A 19,512-nucleotide genomic window follows, 5' to 3' on the forward strand; every position below is an offset into this window, starting at 1 on the left:
AGAGGCACCGGTAAGTGGATACTGTTACGAATAGTAATGATTTTTGTGATCCTGCATCAGGCAACCGTAAGCCTGGCGCAACGGCGCTTCAAGGTTAATTTTATGCCTTATTCATCCGTTTCGGCTGGCGCTGGTACATCAACGTATTTCGGTGACTTGGCGGGGTATAGCTTACCGATCAAAACACTAACCACACTGCCGCGTTGGAATGTAGGCGTTGGGTATACACGCCAGATGACGCCCCATTTTGCTATTGGCACAACCTTTACTTGGGTGCGTATCGTGGGCGATGATTATACATATAGCAAAAATGACCCGACCCGGTTCGAAGCGCAGTATGTTCGTAATCTTCATTTCCGCAACGATATAAAAGAAGTAGCGGTTAAGGGTATCTACAATTTCGTTGAAGACGGACGCAATCCAAACTTTCGGGCAGCGTTTACGCCGTATCTGTTCGCGGGATTAGCTTTTGTGGTCCATAATCCTGAAGCCCGAACACCTACCACGACAAACGGTAACAATGGTAACTTTGAGGCTCGGGAATGGGTAAAGCTCCAGTTGCTTCATACAGAAGGACAGGGAAATGCTGGCTACGATAAACCGTATTCACTCGTTACATTGGCCATTCCGGTTGGTCTTGGAATGCGCTATCGCCTGAACCAGAAACTTAATGTAGGCTTTGAGGTGGGCTTCCGTCTTACACTCACCAATTACCTCGATGATGTAGCCGGAACATATCCGAAACAGGATGTATTAACAGGTTTATCGCCCATCATGTCCGACCGTCGGTTCGAATATGATGCTGCCCGGGCCAACACCAACCGCTACACGGCTGCACAACAAATTCTTCAGAATAACCCGGCCCTGTTTACAACCGAAAACCGGGGAAGTAATGGATTACATAAAGATGGCTATTTGCTGACCAACCTGTCAGTTCACTATATTATTCCGGCCCAGATTAAGTGTCCACCCTTTTTACGGCGTTGACAAGGGTACAGACCTTTTACTAATGGCCATAACCTCACTTATTCTGTGTTGATCAGCCCTTCGTCAGGTTTATTTAGTATAGTGCTTGTCTATAGAGAGTTATTCATGTGTCCGTATGAGTTCAGCCTGCCTGTTTCTTAATCGGTTTAATGTAGTTGACCTATGTACGCATTTTTTATTCTCTGTACGGATGATAACGGCAAATATTACAATAGCCAGTTTCGGTCAACAACGATCGAAGCTGGGTTTGATGGCTTAACAGAGCTAACCCGCGAAGGGTGGAAATTACGGTACATTCGTTGTCTGGATCAGGATGATTGCTTTGGGAACTGGATTGATTTACCTGTGGAAGCTTTTGATGAGCGACCTATGGTGGCTATCCTGCAAGAGTTACAAAACGAATGGACGTATCTATTATCTCCTTCTGCTTAACTAGCTACCTGGTTACGTCCAGCAGTTGAAGACGAGTATCTAAACAGGTCTGCTTACCTAATTTTTCCTACATGTATGGAAACTAAGCACCCAATGACCCGTTTTACGCCTAATCGGCTCCCTGCCGATGGCATGCCTCAAGCCGATAACCAACTAGCTGAAGCGGCTTCTCTACCCAATAATTACTTGTTGCTTGATGGCGAGTGGCGATTTACGCTCGATCCCTATGATCGGGGATTACATGATTTGTGGTGTATAAATCACCCGTCGGATGGTACTGTGCAGTGGCCCGGTTCTATAGAAGCCCACATCAGGCATGTCAGAGGAAATATGTCTCCAGGTAAAAAGGAACGGCCTGTAAAAGTAGTCATCTGGTATGAACGTGACTTTAACCTGCCTACTCGCAACGGAGCGACGGATCACTCTATTTTTCAGCTTACATTTGGCGCCTGCGGCTACCCAACCCGTGTCTGGTTGAATGGGCATCTCCTTCGTACGCTGGAAGATGAAGATCCCCATTGTGGGAGCTATGCCTCGTTCTCCTACGAGCTACCCGACCAGTATCTACGACCACTTAACCGGCTTACCGTGCGTATTGCTGACGTTACGGATGCCGACATCCGCTGTGGCGAACAGGAGTCGCACGTCTATAAACAGGGAGTCAAGTGGTATCAAACTTATACGGGAGTTGTGCAAAGTGTCTGGCTTGAGACGGTCGACCGCAACCGGTTACGATCCCGCCTGGGCGTTGTTAGCGTAGTCGAAGATCGGTTGGTTCGCTTTAGCGTCACGACGCGGATTCATGACCCAGGCCATTACCTGTTGCGTCTTCAGGTTTTTGACGTAGAATCTGACCAGCAGTTGGCCAACTCCGATTTTCCATTACGGTTAGAGGCTGGTCAAAAGCAGCAGCGGGTGGTCGTTGATGTTGATCATGCCAGATTGTGGTCGCCCCAATCGCCGACCCGTTATCGACTCGTGGCGCAACTTATTGACCATACAGGATATGCGACTCAGGTAGAAACACTATTTGGCCTGCGAAAGATAGAAGCGCGTGGCCGCTATGTGTACCTCAACAATGAGCCTGTTTACCTGGATGGCATTGTGTACCGACCAGGCGGGGCTACCCTGGACGAAATGCAACGGCATATGCGGGCAATAAAAGAACTGGGCTGTAATCTAGTCCGGGTGCATATGGCCGGACTTGACCCGCGCCTTTATAACCTGGCCGATGAATTGGGCTTATTACTCTGGGTCGAAGTGCCCGCTCCGCTTGTCTCGACTGAGCTAAGTCGGCAACACCATAAAGCTGAACTTCTGCGCATGCTATCTCTGATTGGGAGCCATCCCTCGGTGGTGATCTGGAGCCTGTATAACGAAGATCAGGGGGCTCAGGATATTGCTGCTAACGCACAAACCCGCCAATACATTATGGATCTGTACCACTTCATGCAACTGGCCCATCCCCAGTTTCTGGTGGTCGATAATGATGGGTGGCACCATATTTCTTATGAGGGACGCCTGAAGTCTGATTTATTGACGGCACACGTGCATACGTCGGACCCAGATCAATGGCGGACCATACTGAACCGGCTGGAAACGGGTGAGTTTGTGCAGGTGGCCAACCATCCGCTGGTGGTGGGCGATCCGTTCTTCTACCGGCGGCAGGTCCCTCTGATTGTTAGCGAGTGGGGTGGGTTTGTTTACAATAACTGGCCGACTCATTCGGCCAGCTACGCAGACCAGATTCGGTGGTTCAAGCAGGTGCTACGGCAGCATACATTCGCGGGAGACATTTACCGGCCGGCAATAGATAGCAACGGGCTGATTGATCCGCAAACGGGTGCCCTGACCGTACCGGCCGGACTGTTAGAGTCGAGCGGTAGTCAGCCAATTACTTCGAAAATAAATGGCGGGGAAGTAAGTGATTTGCGGAGGTAAAGTGGGACTTCCCTTTTGGAAGCGTTATCGGCAAGGGATAATGTGTTGACGAACAGACAATACGAGAAGGCCATTGCCCAACGTAATGGCTACGCAGACAGTCGGGTTTTGCTTTTGTATGTTACCTGAAATTATACAACGTTTTAGGCTTAGCTAATCATGCACCTCTTTTTAACAACCATTGATGAGTATAACCAACTGCGTGAATACGCTTGTCCACTCCAACAGCTTGACGTGGCCTTTAAAATTCTGAACGACATTGTTATGCAGGGACAGACCCTCCTTAGTTCCTGCATTGTTGAGGATAATTATACTACCTCTCTACCCGTAAAGGCTTTTGACGGGGCCTGCTTCATGGCTGCCATGAAGGAGCTTGAACAGGAGTGGAATAATATTCTGAGTAAACCCGTTCGACTGGCTTCGACTGTACACCATGAGCTTCGTCGAATGGCTCAACGACGAATTGAGCAGTCTGCTTCCCGGATTGCTATCACTGAGCAAACGCATAATCATTTAAAAACTATTCGTCAGCGAGCTAAGGATCTGGTTGCCCGACGACCAGCTTCTGCCAACTTGTTAGGGTATTACGATTCATTAGTAAATCGGTATGAAGTTAAATTGGCGAAAGCGCGTTTTATCCATCAATTAGCTTTAGATCGCTTTGAGCAGGTATGGTAGTATGGGCGATTACTGAGTCCAGATTCGGTATTTATTACCGATAAATTGATTTTTTATAAATACTTTGTTTTCTAAATATTAATAATGGTAACTTTACGTAGATAGTATACGGATTTATGGTTTACTTGTTGCCTCACCAATGTTAAGATAGATCTCACCATTCCTATCCATCGGACCGTTGGCTTGGCTGAATCCTTATTTTGGCCTGGTATAGTGAGGATTGTGAAACTGTGATCAGATACACTATAGGTTAGATTGTATTCCCCGTCTGGTTCATAACTGGTCGGGGATTTTTTTATTGGCTCATAGAAGCCAGTTCTCTAGCTGCAAAATGGACTAACACCAGCTGGGCAAACGCTACTTTATCAGACCTTCGATACTGCCTGGGGTCTGGTGTGCCGGAGGGCGCTTTAAATTCCTGACTAACCTGCTGACAGGCTGCCCAGAGCCTGGGATTCATTTTTATTTTATACTGCTGGATTGGTGTTGCTTCCGCAAACCAAAAGTTAATCACATTTCGTTCGGAGACCTTTAAAACGGTACTCATATAGGGTGAATTATTTAGAAAAGGTAAATAAGGGTATGAATCAGTGTACATGGGTAAGAGGAGCTTAAACTTATCGCCAGTGCTTTATTTAAGATGGATAAACGAGCCGTTTTCGCCAGTAATCGATTGCCCTAAGACTTGTTGCCACTCAACTTCTAATTGGTGAATGGAGGACGATATGATTTCACCATCAAAAGCGTCCAGGGGCAGGTCGGTATGATGCCCATTATCGACAAGGCGGGCGTAAATGATTGTCCTTCCGGTTGAGGAAAGGTGGCTTAATACATCCAGGGCAAATTCGAGGGTAGTAAACCACCAGGAAAATTCCTTTGTCTGTCCCAGACTATCTACTGTTGTAAAGTAAAGTATCATAAGTGTTTTTGACTGAGTATGCACAAAATTATATACTGCATTTTCTATGCCAACTTTATTTACTTATTGGTAACTACTAGTTTTTAAAAATTAAATATCGTTAATAGTATTCATATGAATGAGCCGTTTTTTGTTGTTCCAGCCGACTATATGAACTGAGTAGGGTATAATTTAGTATACTATAACAATAAATTATACCATTTAGGTATATATTTATATACTTACAGTTTATAGAGTTTAAGAATGTATGTGTTTAATTGTTAGCGTATATACGAGGAAATACAGACGTATAGGCTTATCCGATTAATAAATAATCGTCTTTAGTTAACTTGTTATTAATAGTTTAGCTAACGGAATTACAACGTATTTCCATAGGCATCGTGAAAAGCTACCGTATTTTTTAATAAAATGGATATAAGAGCCAAAAGGGAAAAACAGTATTTGGAAGAGCGTAAGCTGCAACTAGAGTATAATATGGCTACTAGTCGTCAGTTTTTGAATTTCTTCGAATCAAGACTTCCATCAGGATATAGCGAACAAGATCAAACTACGTTTAAAACAGAGCTACAAACTCAGTTTGCCCAGTCAGCGTATAGCCACAAGCAACTGATCGCTATGCTTGAAACATACCATCAGGAAGTCATGAAGTCATTGGCTGAATACGATGCGAAAAGGGCTGGAAAGCCCGGCTCTAAATAAGCTCGAGACTGCTCGCTGAGCCGTGTCAAGCCAGTCGGTGAATAAAGGAGAAAAGAAAAACTTCTTAGCTTCCACTGTCATAACAGACACCGCTAGCGACTTTGAACAGTCCGGTTTCCATGGTTTATGCCAGTGGTGACACCTAATTTTTGTTATATTTTTCGCCCCGCACTAGTCCTATCAGCGAGAATAGTAACGTTGCTGAACAGCAAAAGATAAAAAGCAACCCATTGGGTGTGTAATAAATCCAGTCTCCTATCGGTATGTCATTAATTGGCAGCCGATCCTGCTCTTCTTGTTGTAAAAAGCCTTTTTTCAGACAGTTGATTTCTGAGCCTGCGGACTCGTTTCTGGTACGAAAAACCACAGGACAGCCAGAGCGACTAGAGCCAGGGCAGCCAGCGTCAGAAAGGCAACATTGTAGCTGGTGCGCTGAAGAAGGCCACCAGCAAAGGCATTGCTAAGCGAAGAGCCCAGTCCGACAGCCGTGGCAATGGCGCCCTGCGTAGTATTAAACAGGCCACTACCCCTGGTTAAATCAGACACGATCAGGATGGAGAGCACCCCAAATACACCCGCGCCGACGCCATCCAGAATCTGAATAGCGACCAGTAATAGGGGATCATTGGTTAGTGTGTAGAGCAAACCACGAACGGGTAACACAGCAAATCCAATGAGCAGCAATCGCTTACGCCCTTTGGGAGCCAGCTTTCCCGTGAGGTGGCTGACGGGAATCATAACCAGTTGGGCAACGATAATACAGGCCGACATGTAGGCTGATGAAGCCCCGGCGTTGATGCCTTTGGCCAGGCGTTGTCCCAGCAAGGGCAGCATGGCCGCATTGGCGAAATGAAAAAGCACACATGCCAGCGCAAAAAATAAAATGGAGCGGTTGACCAGCACCGCCTGAATACCGGTTGGCTTCTCTCCTGAATTGACTTGCCCGTCTTCCGGGCCCTTGCCGCGTGCCAGTTCATGGTCGATATCAGTTTCATGGATGCGCCAGACGGCGATGCTACTGAGCAGCGACATAACGGCCAGCAATACAAATATTCCTTCTGTTCGGAGGTAGTAGCCAATCAAACCAGCCATAACCGCAGCAAATACGTTACCCGCATGATTGAATGTCTCGTTTCGGCCTATCCGTCCGTCAAGGGCGTTGGGGCCAACCAGCCCGAGCGTCAGCGCGGCAATAGCCGGAGTAAACCAGGCGGCAGCTACGCCCATTATGGCCTGACCGCCTAAAATGACTCCGTAGTGAGGCCAGGTGATAGTGAGCAGGGCTGCCATAGCAATCAATAGCGATGCCACAACGGAATAAATGCGTTTTCGACGCGTACGGTCGACCAGGGCGCCAGCGGGCGTCTGGGCCACTACGGTCGCAATGCCCATCACCGACATGGTGATGCCGATTGTTTGGGCGTCCCAGTGCAGCGTAGTAAGCAGATAAATAGCCAGATACGGACCCAGTCCATCACGAACATCGGCCAGGAAGAAATTAGCTGCATCCAGGGCGCGTAAGCTGTCTGTACTGGCTTTATGTTTCGGGGTTCTAGCGGGAGCGTCGATCATTTTTGCGTGAATGAGTAGACGGCTGAACACATAAACGAACCATTATGGAGGAATTTCGGTAGTCGAAATCTGACTAAACTTGAGAACCAACGGGTATTGTAAAATGGCTTCATAACGACGAGTTGTTAACGAGTAAAACAAATAGAATCTTCCTTCCTGTCAGGTTAGCAGGTGGTACAACCAGACAGTACCAAGTGTAAAGAGAAGTGCGGTCATCATCACCGGAATGCCGAGTTTGAGAAATGCCCAGGCGCTTACCTGCTGGCCTTCCCGACGCAGAGCGACCAGCCAGAGTATGGTAGCCAGTGAACCAGTCACAGATAGATTAGGGCCCAGGTCAATCCCAATCAATACGGCACTTTTGAGCACCTCGGGCACCTGACTGGCCTGTATCACCGTACCCGTGATAAGTCCGGCTGGCAGGTTATTAACCAGGTTGCAGGTCAGAGCAACTCCGACTCCACTTGCCCAGGTAGTCATCGTTACCGAACGGGTCGTGCTTTCGTGCAGCAGGTTCGTTAGCTCCTGGATCAGGCCGGTTTTAACAAGGGCTTCTACTAGCACGAACAAGCCCGCAACCAGCGGAAGCACGGACCACGAAACGCCTTTTATCACGGTCCACGGACTCAATTTCGCCCGGATCAGGACCAGAACCGTTGTGAGAATACCCGTAATAGCGGTTGGCAGACCAAGTGGCCTGTCCAGTGCTGAGGAAACCAGCAGGACGACAGCCGTGACGGCAATACCGAGGATGGCCAGACGACCACCAGCCGAAAGCGCCGGTATAGTGATGTCAGTCTCAACGGATTCCGTTAATGCCTCTCGCTGGGTAAAGCGAAGTACCCCGTACGTAACGGCAATTGACACCAGCGAAGGCAAGGTATATTGGGCTAACCAGGCCAGCAGGGGCGGCATATGGCTCCCATAAATAACCAGGTTGGCTGGGTTGGAAATCGGCAGTACAAACGAAGCCGCATTGGCAATAAAGGCGCAGATAAACAGGTAAGGCAGCGGATTTTTGACCTTAGCGGCTTTCACGGCAGCCGCCACAGCCGGGGTAAGTACCACTGCCGTAGCATCATTGGATAAAAGCGTAGTGACAATAACGCCTACCAGATAAATCAGTAGGAAAAGGTGGCTGGCTGATCCTTCGGCGCGTTTGGTAGCATGAGCCGCCAGCCAGTCGAACAGGCCTTCCTCCCGGGCGGTTTCGGCCAGTAGCATCATGCCCGTCAGAAAGAGGTATACGTCTAGCCCCTTAGCGATGCCTGAAATACCTTCTGAAATAGATAGTAACTGGAAGATCAGCAGTAACACGGCTCCAGATACGGCCCAAACGGCCTCTGGAATATTGAATGGTCGGATGATGACACCCGCGATGGATAGGAGGGTAATAATCCAGATGAAAATGTGACTCATGTAAGCTTGTTTACTCGTTGTTAAGAAGATGGTTTGCCATTTCGGTTGGGTACTCGTTGCGCACAATACCCAGCGTAATGCCGACGACCGCTGGCTCGATAACAGAACCGGCGAAAGCCGTGACTACCTGCGATATGATGCCCGCCTGTATATAGACCATAAAAAATCAGGACCTGAAGGGGCCAGACAATGTGGTATTTAGTGGTATTTATCTGAGTTGCCAGCGATGTGTTTCTTCATAAGAAAGAATTCGATGGTATACCCTTGATACTTCACCTGTCACGGGCAAGGGCAATCACAAAGCAAGATGGACTTCCTTAAGTTTCTATGAGTTTTATATTAATTTATCTTCAGGTGTAGAGGAAAAGTTTGCCGATCATCATTAGAGCAAGCGTACAACTTAGCATTGTAAAAACCGTGCCATAACAAGTCCTCTGTCGATAATAGATTGACTATTAGTGATTTAATAATAATTGGTTAGCAATAATAAGCTAATTGTTGTGGGTATTTTTACTCAAAAATGGGAATGCTTTGTGTTAGAAAAGGCATTAATTGTTGATCCTCGTTATGGTATGCATAATAAATGATTATAAATAGTTGTGTCGCTCATAAGACCCCTCTCGAACACACCCAATTGCACAACGTTTGAAAAAATATGCTTGAGGCTTATCCTTTTACAAACAGCAAATCTGTATACGAGGTGTATAGGCCCAATGCACCAGGAAGGGTAAAATACAGTCAGTATTTATCAAATTCGATCTAGTTTGTATAATTATATCTTTGTAAAATTGTATTCTTATTTTTTCGCCTACTTTAAGGTATAACAAGGCCATTAAGGCGCATTCTAGTTGAAATGATAAGTAGAGGGCGGGATGTGATCCACTGCCCTTTTTTAAATGAATCAATAGTGTCAAAAAGACACTATTGGATAATACAGATTAGGCCTAACCATTTGCTGAAAGTTATAAATTGTCATTATGAGCAGTAGGGAAAAAGTACTTCGAAAGAACGGAACTTACCGCATGGTATGGTAGATGAGTTTATTATAAATGCTTCCCCTGATGGCTGTTGTAGCGTCCGTTCTCATAGTTTAAAAGACAGCGACAAGGTCGCTATATGTGCCCTTCTCTTATAATATGTTCAATGCATTCTAAATGAAAACCATTTTCTGCTTTTTTTACCTGATACTCACCTCCGTTTGTTTTTCGCAAACAAAGTCACCGCTTAAACTTTGGTATAATGCCCCATCGGGTCAGACCTGGGAGAATGCCCTGCCCATCGGGAATGGCCGTTTAGGCGCGATGGTGTATGGCAACGTACCTAAAGAAACCCTACAACTCAACGAACATACGGTTTGGTCGGGAGGGCCGAACCGGAATGATAACCCTGATGCTCTGGCGGCTTTACCCGAAGTACGGCGGTTAATTTTCGAGGGTAAACAGAAAGAAGCAGAGCAACTGGCCAACAAAGCCATAATCAGCAAAAAGTCGCAGGGGCAGATGTTCCAGCCGGTTGGCAACCTGAACCTCACCTTCGATGGGCATGAAAAGTACAGCAACTATTACCGGGAGTTGGATATTGAGCGTGCCGTTGCCAAAACGTCATACACGGTCGATGGGGTCACCTACACCCGCGAAATTCTGGCTTCGTTTCCTGATCAGGTATTGGTGATGCAGTTGACGGCCAGCCAGCCGGGCCGATTATCGTTTTCGGCTTCCTATTCTACGCAACACACGAATCCAGTTATTAAAACCAACTCAACCAATGAATTGACCATTGCCTGCACAACGTCGGATCACGAAGGCGTAAAAAGTCTGGTTCGGTTTAAAGGAATTACCCGGATAAAAACGCAGGGTGGCCGCGTGTCGGCCAGCGACACCGCGCTTACGGTTAAAGGCGCAAATTCGGCTACGATATACCTATCGATTGCCACCAATTTTGTCAACTATCATGATGTCAGTGCCGACGAAAACGCGCGGGCGGCAGCATACCTGAACAAGGCCTATCCAAAAGCATACGCAGCCATGCTGCCTCCGCATATTACGGCCTACCAGAAGTATTTCAACCGGGTTAATTTCGACCTAGGCTCTACAGATGCCGCCAGGCTACCCACCAACGAGCGACTGCAAAATTTCCGCTCGGTCAGTGATCCGCAACTGGTTACACTTTATTACCAGTACGGACGGTATCTATTGATTTCGGCTTCCCAGCCGGGGGGGCAACCTGCCAACCTGCAAGGTGTCTGGAACAATAAAATGCGACCACCATGGGACAGTAAATACACGATCAATATCAACGCCCAGATGAACTACTGGCCAGCCGAGAAAACAAACTTGGCCGAGCTGCACGAGCCGTTTCTGCACATGGTCCGTGATATGTCAGAAACCGGTCAGGAAACGGCACGGGTCATGTACGGGGCAAGAGGCTGGATGGCCCACCACAATACCGACATCTGGCGGGCTACCGGAGCCGTCGATGGCGCGTTGTGGGGCATGTGGGTAGCTGGTGGCGGCTGGACCAGTCAGCACCTTTGGGAGCACTATCTGTACAGTGGCGACAAACAATTCCTGGCGTCGGTGTATCCCATTCTGAAAGGGTCAGCCCTTTTTTACGTCGATTACCTGATCGAACATCCTAAATACCACTGGCTGGTTGTCTCGCCGGGAACGTCGCCCGAAAATGCGCCCAGCGCCCACGGCGGCTCGTCGCTGGATGCCGGAACGACTATGGACAATCAGATTGCGTTCGACGTTTTCAGCACCGCTATCCGGGCCGCAGAAACGCTCGGAAAAGACGCTTCGTTTGTCGATACACTTAGGCAGAAGCGCAGCAAACTGCCCCCTATGCATATTGGGCAACATGGTCAGTTGCAGGAGTGGCTGGAAGACATCGACGACCCCAACGATAAACACCGGCACGTTTCGCATCTCTACGGTCTGTTTCCCTCAAACCAGCTTTCGCCCTACCGTACGCCCGAGCTGTACAGCGCGGCAAAAACCTCTCTCATTCATCGGGGTGATGTATCGACTGGATGGAGCATGGGCTGGAAAGTCAACTGGTGGGCGCGCCTACAGGACGGAAATCACGCATATACGCTCATTCAAAATCAATTGACACCTCTCGGTGTCAACAAAGAGGGGGGAGGTACGTATAACAACCTGTTCGATGCTCACCCACCGTTCCAGATCGACGGCAACTTCGGCTGTACATCCGGCATCACCGAAATGCTCATGCAAAGTGCAGATGGGGCCGTTCATTTATTGCCTGCCCTGCCCGACGTCTGGCCAACTGGCAGCATTAGCGGCCTGCGGGCCATCGGCGGATTCGAGGTGGTACGTATGGATTGGAAAGACGGGAAGCTGTCGAAGGTTGTCATTAAATCGAATCTTGGCGGAAACCTGCGGCTGCGGACACCAAATGCACTCAGCATCGGTAAGGAAACCGCGCTCAAGATGGCATCTGGTCCGAATCCGAATCCATTCTACCGGATTGAGCCGACAGCAACCCCTATTGTGTCGGCGAAGGCAACAACGGCCGCCCCAACCGTAAAGGAAACACGGCTTTACGACCTGCCCACCCAACCCGGCAAATTATATACGCTGGTGGCTCAATAGCGTTTTTTGTCATTCTGACGAATGGATGACAAAAGGATGATAAAAAATGAAATAAGGTAAAGTGATTAACACATACTCCGATGAGAAATCGCCTTTTCACGGCTCTTTTTGCCATACTTAGTCTGGTTTTAACTCATAAACTTCCAGCGCAAACCACATTAGTCAATCCGATTCTGACGGGCTTTTATCCCGACCCGAGCATCGTTCGTGTAGGAACCGATTACTATCTCGTGAACTCTACATTCTCGTATTTTCCTGGTATTCCGGTTCTGCACAGCAAAGACCTCAAAAACTGGAAGCAGATCGGTAATGTCATTGACCGCCCCTCACAGATGGACTTCATGGGCGAGCGCCTGACGCGTGGCTTGTTTGCGCCCGCCATTCAATATTATAAGGGTACGTATTACGTTACCTGCACTGACATCGACCACGACGGTAATTTTATTGTAACAGCCAAAAATCCCGCCGGCCCTTGGAGCAATCCGGTTAAACTACCTCAGGTACACGGCATTGATCCCTCCCTGTATTTCGACGATGCGACGGATAAAGCCTATATCATTTACAACAGCGATGCGCCCGACCGCAAGCCGTTGTACTCAGGCCATCGCACGATTCGTATCTACGAGCTTGATTACACGAACCTGAAGGTGGTTGGCGAGGAAAAGCAACTGGTCAACGGGGGCGTCGACCTGTCCAAAAAGCCCGTTTGGATTGAGGCTCCGCATATCATGAAAGTGAAGGACTGGTACTACCTCTATGCCGCCGAGGGGGGAACGTCGGTCAACCATACCGAAGTAGTTTTTCGGTCGAAATCAGTTTGGGGACCTTTTGTGCCGTATGAGAATAACCCCATTTTAACCCAGCGCGGACTACCCGCCGACCGGAAAGAGCCCATCACGTCGGCCGGTCACGCGCAGTTTGTGGAGGGGCCCGACGGAAAATGGTACGCGGTATTTCTGGCCGTACGGCCCTACGAAGGCGATTACTATAATACGGGCCGCGAGACCTTTATTGCGCCGGTTGAGTGGAAAAACGACTGGCCCATTGTGGACCCCGCCAACAAGGTGATTCAGTACACATACCCGGCCGCCTGGAAGGAGGTGAAGCAGAAAGATGCCTTGCCGCAATCGGGTAATTTCGCTTATACCCTCCGCTTCGACAAGGCACTCGACCCGGCCCTTCTGTTCATGCGGACTATGGACAAAAGCGCGTTCTCATTATCGAAAAAAGACGGGCTGACGATGAAACTAAAACCTGAAACCGTTATGGAGATGGGCAACCCGGCGTTTATCGGCAAACGCCAGCAGCATCTAAACAGCATGGCAGAAACCGAACTGAGTTTCTCCCCCAAATCGGACAAGGAAAAGGCCGGACTGCTGATTCTCCAGGATGAATACCATTTCTATTTTCTGAGCAAATCAACGGCGCAGGGCAAAGACGTGCTACAGCTTTTCAAAAGCGACCCGAAAACAAAGGCAATGGAGGTACTGGCAGAGGTTCCGCTGACGGCGAAGACCGGGAAAGTAGGCTTACGGATTGCGTCTCAGGGAGGCACGTACAGTTTCTCGTTTTCTGAAGATGCCAAAAACTGGAAACTCCTGAAGGACAACGTGGACGCCAGATTCCTGAGTACGAAAGAAGCGGGTGGTTTCATTGGCTGTCTGTATGGTATGTACGCCACGTCGTCGGGCGAACCAACGACCAATTCGGCCTCTTTCCAGTATCTGAGCTATAAGGGTGACGACCCAATGTATAAGAAGTAGATACATTAGCAGTTAGCTACTATATAACCGGCTTTGTCATCCCGAGGAACGAGGAATCTTAACGTATGTTGATTTGTGTGTTCGGAAGCCTTAAGATCCCTCGTTCCTCGGGATGACAAAAAACAACGTTACCTATGAAAACGACCGTCTTTCCTATCGCTTTTTTCTTGCTGCTAAGCCTTTCTACGCTGGCTCAGATGCAGCCGTTTGCCTTACAGGACGTGCGGCTAACAGGCGGACCGTTTAAAAATGCGCAGGATGTTGACAGGCGCTACATTCTGGCCCTGAACCCGGATAAACTTCTGGCTCCCTACCTGATCGATGCGGGCCTACCGGAAAAAGCCCCGCGCTATGGTAACTGGGAAAGCTCGGGCCTGGATGGGCACATCGGTGGACATTACCTGTCGGCGCTGGCCATGATGTATGCGTCGACCGGGGATGCTGAATTGAAAAAACGGCTCGATTACATGGTCGATCAACTGGCGCGTTGTCAGGCTAAAAATGGCAACGGGTACGTGGGTGGTATTCCGCAGGGAAAGGTGTTCTGGGAGCGCATTCACAAAGGTGATATTGATGGGAGCAGCTTTGGCCTGAACAACACCTGGGTGCCGCTTTACAACATTCACAAGCTGTTTGCAGGCCTGCGCGATGCGTATGAATACGCGGGTAATCAGCAGGCCAAACAGGTGCTGGTTGGTTTGGGCGACTGGTTTGTGGAACTGATTCGTCCCCTGTCCGATGAGCAGATTCAACAGGTACTACGCACCGAGCACGGTGGCATCAACGAGACCTTTGCCGACCTGTACATCCTGACCAACGATAAAAAGTACCTCGAAACGGCACAGCGGATTTCGCACCGGGCTATCCTGGAACCACTCCTCGAAAAACAGGATAAACTAACCGGATTGCATGCCAACACGCAGATTCCGAAGGTTATTGGGTTCGAAAAAATCGCTACCCTGACGGGTAAGACCGACTGGTCGGAGGCTGCGATGTTCTTCTGGCAAAACGTATCACAAACCCGTAGTGTAGCGTTTGGCGGCAACAGCGTCCGGGAACATTTTAATCCCATAACGGACTTTAGCCAACTGTTAAAATCGAATCAGGGGCCCGAAACCTGCAACTCGTTTAACATGCTCCGGTTGAGCAAAGCCCTCTTTCTGGATAAAAATGATGTAAGCTATCTCGACTTCTACGAGCGAACGCTTTACAACCACATCCTATCGAGCCAGCATCCCGAGAAAGGCGGGTTCGTCTATTTTACGCCCATTCGGCCCAACCATTACCGGGTGTATTCACAACCCGAAACCAGCATGTGGTGCTGCGTGGGATCGGGACTGGAAAATCACACCAAATACGGTGAGCTGATCTACAGCCATTCAGTGAATGACTTGTTTGTCAACTTGTTTGTTCCATCGACGGTGGACTGGGCGGCCAAAAAGATTCGGCTTGTCCAGCGTACCGAATTCCCTTACCAAAATCAATCTGAACTGCTTGTCGAGACAACAAAGCCACAGAAATTTTCTCTACACATTCGGTACCCAAAATGGGCCGAAAATCTGGTGATACTGGTCAATGGAAAAGAACAAGCCATTAACGGCAAACCGTCGAGTTACGTAGCCATCAATCGGAAATGGAAATCGGGCGATACCGTTACGGTGCGTTTTACAACCGCTACCCATCTGGAGCAGCTGCCCGATGGTTCCAACTGGTCGGCGTTTGTGCATGGCCCTATTGTGTTGGCCGCCAAAACGTCGACGGCAGACTTGAAGGGGCTTTTTGCTGACGATAGCCGGATGGGGCACGAAACAAAGGGCAAACTGTACCCGCTCACCAATGCCTACGCGCTCGTGGGCGACCCGGCAACTTACCTGTCGAAACTCAAACCCGTCGACAAGCTACGTTTTCGACTGGACACGCTGACGCTACAACCGTTTTACGAGGTGCACGATGCCCGTTACCAGATGTATTTTCCAACATTTACTGAAGCCGCCTTCGCTGAGCAGCAAGCCCGGCTGAAACAGCAGGAAGCAGAGGCTCTGGCCCTGGAAGCGAACACCGTCGACAAAGTAAATTGTGGTGAACAACAGCCCGAAGTCGATCACCAGTACAAAGGTGACAAAAGCGATTCAGGCTATGACGACGAGCGTTTCTGGCGACGTACTCGGGCATATATCACGTACCAGTTACAGAACAAAGGGCTGGTGGGTAAATACATTGAAATAAGTACTTTAGATGATGTAAAGCCAGAGGACATAAGCTTTGTGGTTAACGCGAAGCCTGCCCAACTTCTACTAAATCAGAAGAAGAGGATTCAACTGAAAGCAGATGATAATGAGGTGGTAACGTTGACAATTGCTGCTAAGAATGGGGTGAGCACCCCCCGAATCAACCAAATCCGAATTTTAACAAACAACTAAATAACCCGTTTTTTACATGAACAAAAAGATAATGACTGCCTATAAATGTGTCAGAGTAACACTATTGATGTTTGGGTGTGTGTTGAGCTCGTATGCTCAATCTAATTTCAGTAGCAAAGTAATCGGCATCGGTGTTGTGGTGGCCGACCTCGACCGATCGGTGGACTTCTATGTAAATGGTATCGGGATGGTCAAAACAGGCAGTTTCACCATCAATGAAGATTTTGGCAAACGATCCGGCCTGACCAATGGCGTAGCAACCAATGTAACGATGCTGAAGCTGGAAAACAGCCCCGAAGCCACCGACTGGAAGCTGATGAGTTTCAGTAAAAAAGCGTCGCACCCAAAGCCCAAATACATTCAGGACGATACGGGGATGCAATACATCACTATCCAGGTGAAGGCCCTGCAACCCATCATTGACCGGTTGACTAAAATGAAGGTGTCCTTTCTGGGCAGTACGCCCACACCCCTGAACGATAAAGCGCACTTTGTTTTTGTACAGGACCCCGACGGCAACTTCATTGAACTCATCGGTCCACTGCAATAAGTGAACGTGCAAATGAGTGAAAGAGCGAATTCCATGAAAAATAGTTTATTTCGGTATAGTCTGCTAGTTATGTGCCTGCTATTCAGGTATATATCCACTCATGCACAAACCGCCCGGAATCCGGTTATTTTCGCCGATGTACCCGATATGGCTATAATTCGGGTGGGCAACACCTACTACATGAGCAGTACCACCATGCACATGAGTCCGGGACTGCCCATTATGAAGTCGACCGATCTGATTAATTGGCAATTGGTCAGCTATGCATACGATACGCTGGCGAATGTAGACGCCCTAAACCTGGCCAACGGCCAAAGTACCTACGGTCGAGGGTCTTGGGCTAGCAGTCTGCGCTACCATAACGGCCTGTATTACGTAACCACCTTTGCCCAGACCACCGGCAAAACGTATATCTACACCACCAAAAACATCGAAAAAGGCCCATGGAAAGAAGTGTCCTTTACCCCTTCGTACCACGACCACAGCCTGTTTTTTGACGACGACGGCCGAACGTACCTGATTTATGGGGCAGGCAAACTCCGGATTGTTGAGTTGACCGCTGATGCGTCGGGTGTGAAGCCCGGCACCACCGAACAAGTTTTGATCGAAAACGCCAGCGCACCATCAGGAATCGGTGGGGGCTTGCCCGCCGAGGGGTCGCAATTGTTTAAGGTGAAGGGCAAGTACTATTTGTTCAACATCACCTGGCCACGTGGTGGTATGCGGACGGTGGTCATTCACCGCGCTGATAAGCTTACCGGGCCCTGGGAAGGACGAATTGGTTTTCAGGACTTGGGCGTGGCACAGGGCGGGCTGATCGATACGCCCGACGGGAAATGGTATTCGTACCTCTTCCGCGATTTTGGCGGGGTGGGGCGCATTCCGTATCTGGTGCCGGTGAACTGGGAAGACGGCTGGCCCGTGCTGGGCGTAAACGGCAAAGCGCCCGAAACGCTCGACCTGCCCGCCAGCAGAGGTCTGATTCCGGGCATTGTTGCCTCCGATGAATTTACCCGCAAAAAAGGGGAGCCTGCGTTGCCGCTGGTCTGGCAGTGGAACCACAACCCCGACAACAGCCGCTGGTCAGTAACGGAGCGGAAAGGCTACCTGCGGCTGAAAACCGGGCGGACCGACACCTCGTTTGTGATGGCCCGAAACACCCTCACGCAGCGCACCATCGGCCCCGAAAGTACGGGCTCCACCTTGCTCGATGCATCGAATTTGAAACCCGGCGATTTTGCCGGTTTGAGCCTGTTGCAGAAAAAGTACGGGTTGGTGGGTGTGAAGGTCGAAAACGGAAGCCGGGTCATTGTTATGGTCAGCGCCGGGTCGGGAAAGCCGGTGGAGGTACAGCGGGTTCCACTGAGCCAAAAAATGGTCTACCTGAAAGCCGAATGCGATTTTAACGACCGCAAAGACACTGCTCATTTTTTCTACAGCCTTGACGGAAAGTCCTGGGTTGCAATTGGTGAGCCACTGAAAATGCCTTACACTATCCCGCATTTTATGGGTTACCGCTTCGGATTATTCAACTACGCCACCCAGCAAACGGGCGGTTTTGCCGACTTCGATTATTTCCGAATTGCCGACACGATTTCGGATTCAGCTAAAAAGTAAGTGCCCTAAACCCGTTCGTTACCCTAGACTTTATCCTTCATGAAAACGTATTTTTCTGCCGGTGCGCTTCTCCTGGGCTTCCTGTTGTTGGGCCTGAGCGCTTCGGCACAGGACAAAAACTTTTACATTTTTCTCTGTTTTGGCCAATCCAATATGGAGGGTAACGCTAAGATTGAACCCCAGGACACGGTCAATGTAAACCCTCGGTTTCAGGTGATGGAGGCCGTCAACTGCCCCGATCTGGGTCGAACCAAAGGGAATTGGTACACCGCCGTTCCACCTTTGTGCCGCTGTAAAACCGGCCTTACCCCCGCCGATTATTTTGGCCGCGAACTAGTCGCAAATCTTCCCGAAAAAGTCCGGGTGGGTGTCATCAACGTGGCCATTGGCGGCTGTAAAATCGAGTTGTTCGACAAGGATCATTACGAATCGTATGTCACGACGGTGCCGGGCTGGATGAAAAATTTCATTAGTCAATACGACGGCAACCCATACGCCCGACTGGTCGAGATGGCGAAACTGGCGCAAAAAGATGGCGTCATTAAGGGAATTCTACTGCATCAGGGCGAGTCGAATACCAACGATACGCTATGGACGAAAAAGGTGAAAGTCGTGTATGATAATCTGATGCATGACCTGGATTTAAAACCCAGGAAAGTACCGTTGCTGGCGGGTGAAACGGTCAATGCGGATCAGGACGGCATTTGTGCCAGCATGAACAAAATCATTGCCACGCTCCCGCAAACGATCAAAAATGCGCATGTAATCTCATCCGCAGGGTGCACTGACGCAGCCGATAACCTGCACTTCGATGCCGCCGGATACCGAGAGTTAGGCAAACGATATGCTACGCAAATGCTCACGTTGCTGGGCTATAAACCGATAACGACGAATTAAGTGT

General features: G+C 49.1%; 16 protein-coding genes. 11 read left to right on the forward strand and 5 right to left on the reverse strand.

Going from position 1 to position 19,512, the window contains the following annotated elements; genetic code table 11:
• Positions 1-36 precede the first annotated feature (36 nt).
• From SD10_RS01765 to SD10_RS01780, 4 genes are all read left to right on the forward strand, one after another.
• Positions 37-987 (forward strand): outer membrane beta-barrel protein, encoded by a 951-nt coding sequence (locus SD10_RS01765; RefSeq protein WP_046375409.1) that lies wholly within the window; start codon positions 37-39, stop codon positions 985-987.
• Positions 988-1,149: 162 nt separating this feature from the next.
• Positions 1,150-1,419, forward strand: coding sequence for a hypothetical protein (locus SD10_RS01770; protein ID WP_046375410.1), 270 nt, complete (start codon positions 1,150-1,152; stop codon positions 1,417-1,419).
• A gap of 75 nt (positions 1,420-1,494) precedes the next feature.
• Entirely contained in the window at positions 1,495-3,360 is a 1,866-nt protein-coding gene (locus SD10_RS01775; RefSeq protein ID WP_046375411.1) for a glycoside hydrolase family 2, read from the forward strand.
• A gap of 159 nt (positions 3,361-3,519) precedes the next feature.
• Positions 3,520-4,038, forward strand: a complete 519-nt coding sequence (locus SD10_RS01780) for a hypothetical protein (RefSeq protein WP_046375412.1) — start codon at positions 3,520-3,522, stop codon at positions 4,036-4,038.
• A 295-nt stretch (positions 4,039-4,333) separates the two neighbouring features.
• Here SD10_RS01780 and SD10_RS01785 read toward each other — a convergent pair whose 3' ends face one another.
• Together SD10_RS01785 and SD10_RS01790 are read right to left on the reverse strand one after the other, a co-directional pair.
• Positions 4,334-4,636 (reverse strand): hypothetical protein, encoded by a 303-nt coding sequence (locus SD10_RS01785; RefSeq protein ID WP_227699116.1) that lies wholly within the window; start codon positions 4,634-4,636, stop codon positions 4,334-4,336.
• Positions 4,637-4,669: 33 nt separating this feature from the next.
• Positions 4,670-4,957, reverse strand: coding sequence for a hypothetical protein (locus SD10_RS01790; RefSeq protein WP_046375414.1), 288 nt, complete (start codon positions 4,955-4,957; stop codon positions 4,670-4,672).
• Between the two features lie 408 nt (positions 4,958-5,365).
• On the opposite strand from SD10_RS01790, the gene SD10_RS01795 reads away from it, so the two are divergent.
• A complete protein-coding gene (locus SD10_RS01795; RefSeq protein WP_046375415.1) occupies positions 5,366-5,656 on the forward strand; it encodes a hypothetical protein in 291 nt (96 codons plus the stop codon).
• A gap of 315 nt (positions 5,657-5,971) precedes the next feature.
• Here SD10_RS01795 and SD10_RS01800 read toward each other — a convergent pair whose 3' ends face one another.
• From SD10_RS01800 to SD10_RS29590, 3 genes are all read right to left on the reverse strand, one after another.
• On the reverse strand, positions 5,972-7,228 hold the full coding sequence (locus tag SD10_RS01800) for an MFS transporter (protein WP_046375416.1): 1,257 nt from the start codon (positions 7,226-7,228) through the stop codon (positions 5,972-5,974).
• A gap of 159 nt (positions 7,229-7,387) precedes the next feature.
• Positions 7,388-8,647, reverse strand: a complete 1,260-nt coding sequence (locus SD10_RS01805; protein WP_046375417.1) for an arsenic transporter — start codon at positions 8,645-8,647, stop codon at positions 7,388-7,390.
• 10 nt (positions 8,648-8,657) lie between these two features.
• Complete coding sequence (locus SD10_RS29590; protein WP_158500533.1) at positions 8,658-8,807, reverse strand: hypothetical protein; 150 nt, start codon at positions 8,805-8,807, stop codon at positions 8,658-8,660.
• Between the two features lie 994 nt (positions 8,808-9,801).
• Here SD10_RS29590 and SD10_RS01810 point away from each other — a divergent pair.
• The 6 genes from SD10_RS01810 (at position 9,802) to SD10_RS01835 (ending at position 19,508) form a co-directional block, all read left to right on the forward strand.
• Complete coding sequence (locus tag SD10_RS01810) at positions 9,802-12,261, forward strand: glycoside hydrolase family 95 protein (protein WP_046375418.1); 2,460 nt, start codon at positions 9,802-9,804, stop codon at positions 12,259-12,261.
• An 80-nt stretch (positions 12,262-12,341) separates the two neighbouring features.
• On the forward strand, positions 12,342-14,024 hold the full coding sequence (locus SD10_RS01815) for a glycoside hydrolase family 43 protein (RefSeq protein ID WP_046375419.1): 1,683 nt from the start codon (positions 12,342-12,344) through the stop codon (positions 14,022-14,024).
• Positions 14,025-14,158: 134 nt separating this feature from the next.
• Complete coding sequence (locus tag SD10_RS01820) at positions 14,159-16,444, forward strand: glycoside hydrolase family 127 protein (protein WP_046375420.1); 2,286 nt, start codon at positions 14,159-14,161, stop codon at positions 16,442-16,444.
• A gap of 16 nt (positions 16,445-16,460) precedes the next feature.
• Positions 16,461-16,994 carry a VOC family protein gene (locus tag SD10_RS01825; protein ID WP_046375421.1) on the forward strand — a complete coding sequence of 178 codons (534 nt, stop codon included), beginning with the start codon at positions 16,461-16,463 and terminating at the stop codon, positions 16,992-16,994.
• Between the two features lie 33 nt (positions 16,995-17,027).
• On the forward strand, positions 17,028-18,611 hold the full coding sequence (locus SD10_RS01830; protein WP_046375422.1) for a glycoside hydrolase family 43 protein: 1,584 nt from the start codon (positions 17,028-17,030) through the stop codon (positions 18,609-18,611).
• 39 nt (positions 18,612-18,650) lie between these two features.
• On the forward strand, positions 18,651-19,508 hold the full coding sequence (locus SD10_RS01835) for a sialate O-acetylesterase (protein WP_046375423.1): 858 nt from the start codon (positions 18,651-18,653) through the stop codon (positions 19,506-19,508).
• Positions 19,509-19,512: the final 4 nt, after the last annotated feature.

Origin of the sequence: Spirosoma radiotolerans (genome assembly GCF_000974425.1) — a bacterium.
Classification (GTDB): Bacteria; Bacteroidota; Bacteroidia; order Cytophagales; family Spirosomataceae; genus Spirosoma; species Spirosoma radiotolerans.

Bases quoted from the DNA above. Each gene is read 5' to 3' on its own strand.
- SD10_RS01765 (WP_046375409.1), top strand. From the start codon at position 37: ATGATTTTTGTGATCCTGCATCAGGCAACCGTAAGCCTGGCGCAACGG.
- SD10_RS01770 (WP_046375410.1), top strand. From the start codon at position 1,150: ATGTACGCATTTTTTATTCTCTGTACGGATGATAACGGCAAATATTAC.
- SD10_RS01775 (WP_046375411.1), top strand. From the start codon at position 1,495: ATGGAAACTAAGCACCCAATGACCCGTTTTACGCCTAATCGGCTCCCT.
- SD10_RS01780 (WP_046375412.1), top strand. From the start codon at position 3,520: ATGCACCTCTTTTTAACAACCATTGATGAGTATAACCAACTGCGTGAA.
- SD10_RS01785 (WP_227699116.1), bottom strand. From the start codon at position 4,636: ATGTACACTGATTCATACCCTTATTTACCTTTTCTAAATAATTCACCC.
- SD10_RS01790 (WP_046375414.1), bottom strand. From the start codon at position 4,957: ATGATACTTTACTTTACAACAGTAGATAGTCTGGGACAGACAAAGGAA.
- SD10_RS01795 (WP_046375415.1), top strand. From the start codon at position 5,366: ATGGATATAAGAGCCAAAAGGGAAAAACAGTATTTGGAAGAGCGTAAG.
- SD10_RS01800 (WP_046375416.1), bottom strand. From the start codon at position 7,228: ATGATCGACGCTCCCGCTAGAACCCCGAAACATAAAGCCAGTACAGAC.
- SD10_RS01805 (WP_046375417.1), bottom strand. From the start codon at position 8,647: ATGAGTCACATTTTCATCTGGATTATTACCCTCCTATCCATCGCGGGT.
- SD10_RS29590 (WP_158500533.1), bottom strand. From the start codon at position 8,807: ATGGTCTATATACAGGCGGGCATCATATCGCAGGTAGTCACGGCTTTC.
- SD10_RS01810 (WP_046375418.1), top strand. From the start codon at position 9,802: ATGAAAACCATTTTCTGCTTTTTTTACCTGATACTCACCTCCGTTTGT.
- SD10_RS01815 (WP_046375419.1), top strand. From the start codon at position 12,342: ATGAGAAATCGCCTTTTCACGGCTCTTTTTGCCATACTTAGTCTGGTT.
- SD10_RS01820 (WP_046375420.1), top strand. From the start codon at position 14,159: ATGAAAACGACCGTCTTTCCTATCGCTTTTTTCTTGCTGCTAAGCCTT.
- SD10_RS01825 (WP_046375421.1), top strand. From the start codon at position 16,461: ATGAACAAAAAGATAATGACTGCCTATAAATGTGTCAGAGTAACACTA.
- SD10_RS01830 (WP_046375422.1), top strand. From the start codon at position 17,028: ATGAAAAATAGTTTATTTCGGTATAGTCTGCTAGTTATGTGCCTGCTA.
- SD10_RS01835 (WP_046375423.1), top strand. From the start codon at position 18,651: ATGAAAACGTATTTTTCTGCCGGTGCGCTTCTCCTGGGCTTCCTGTTG.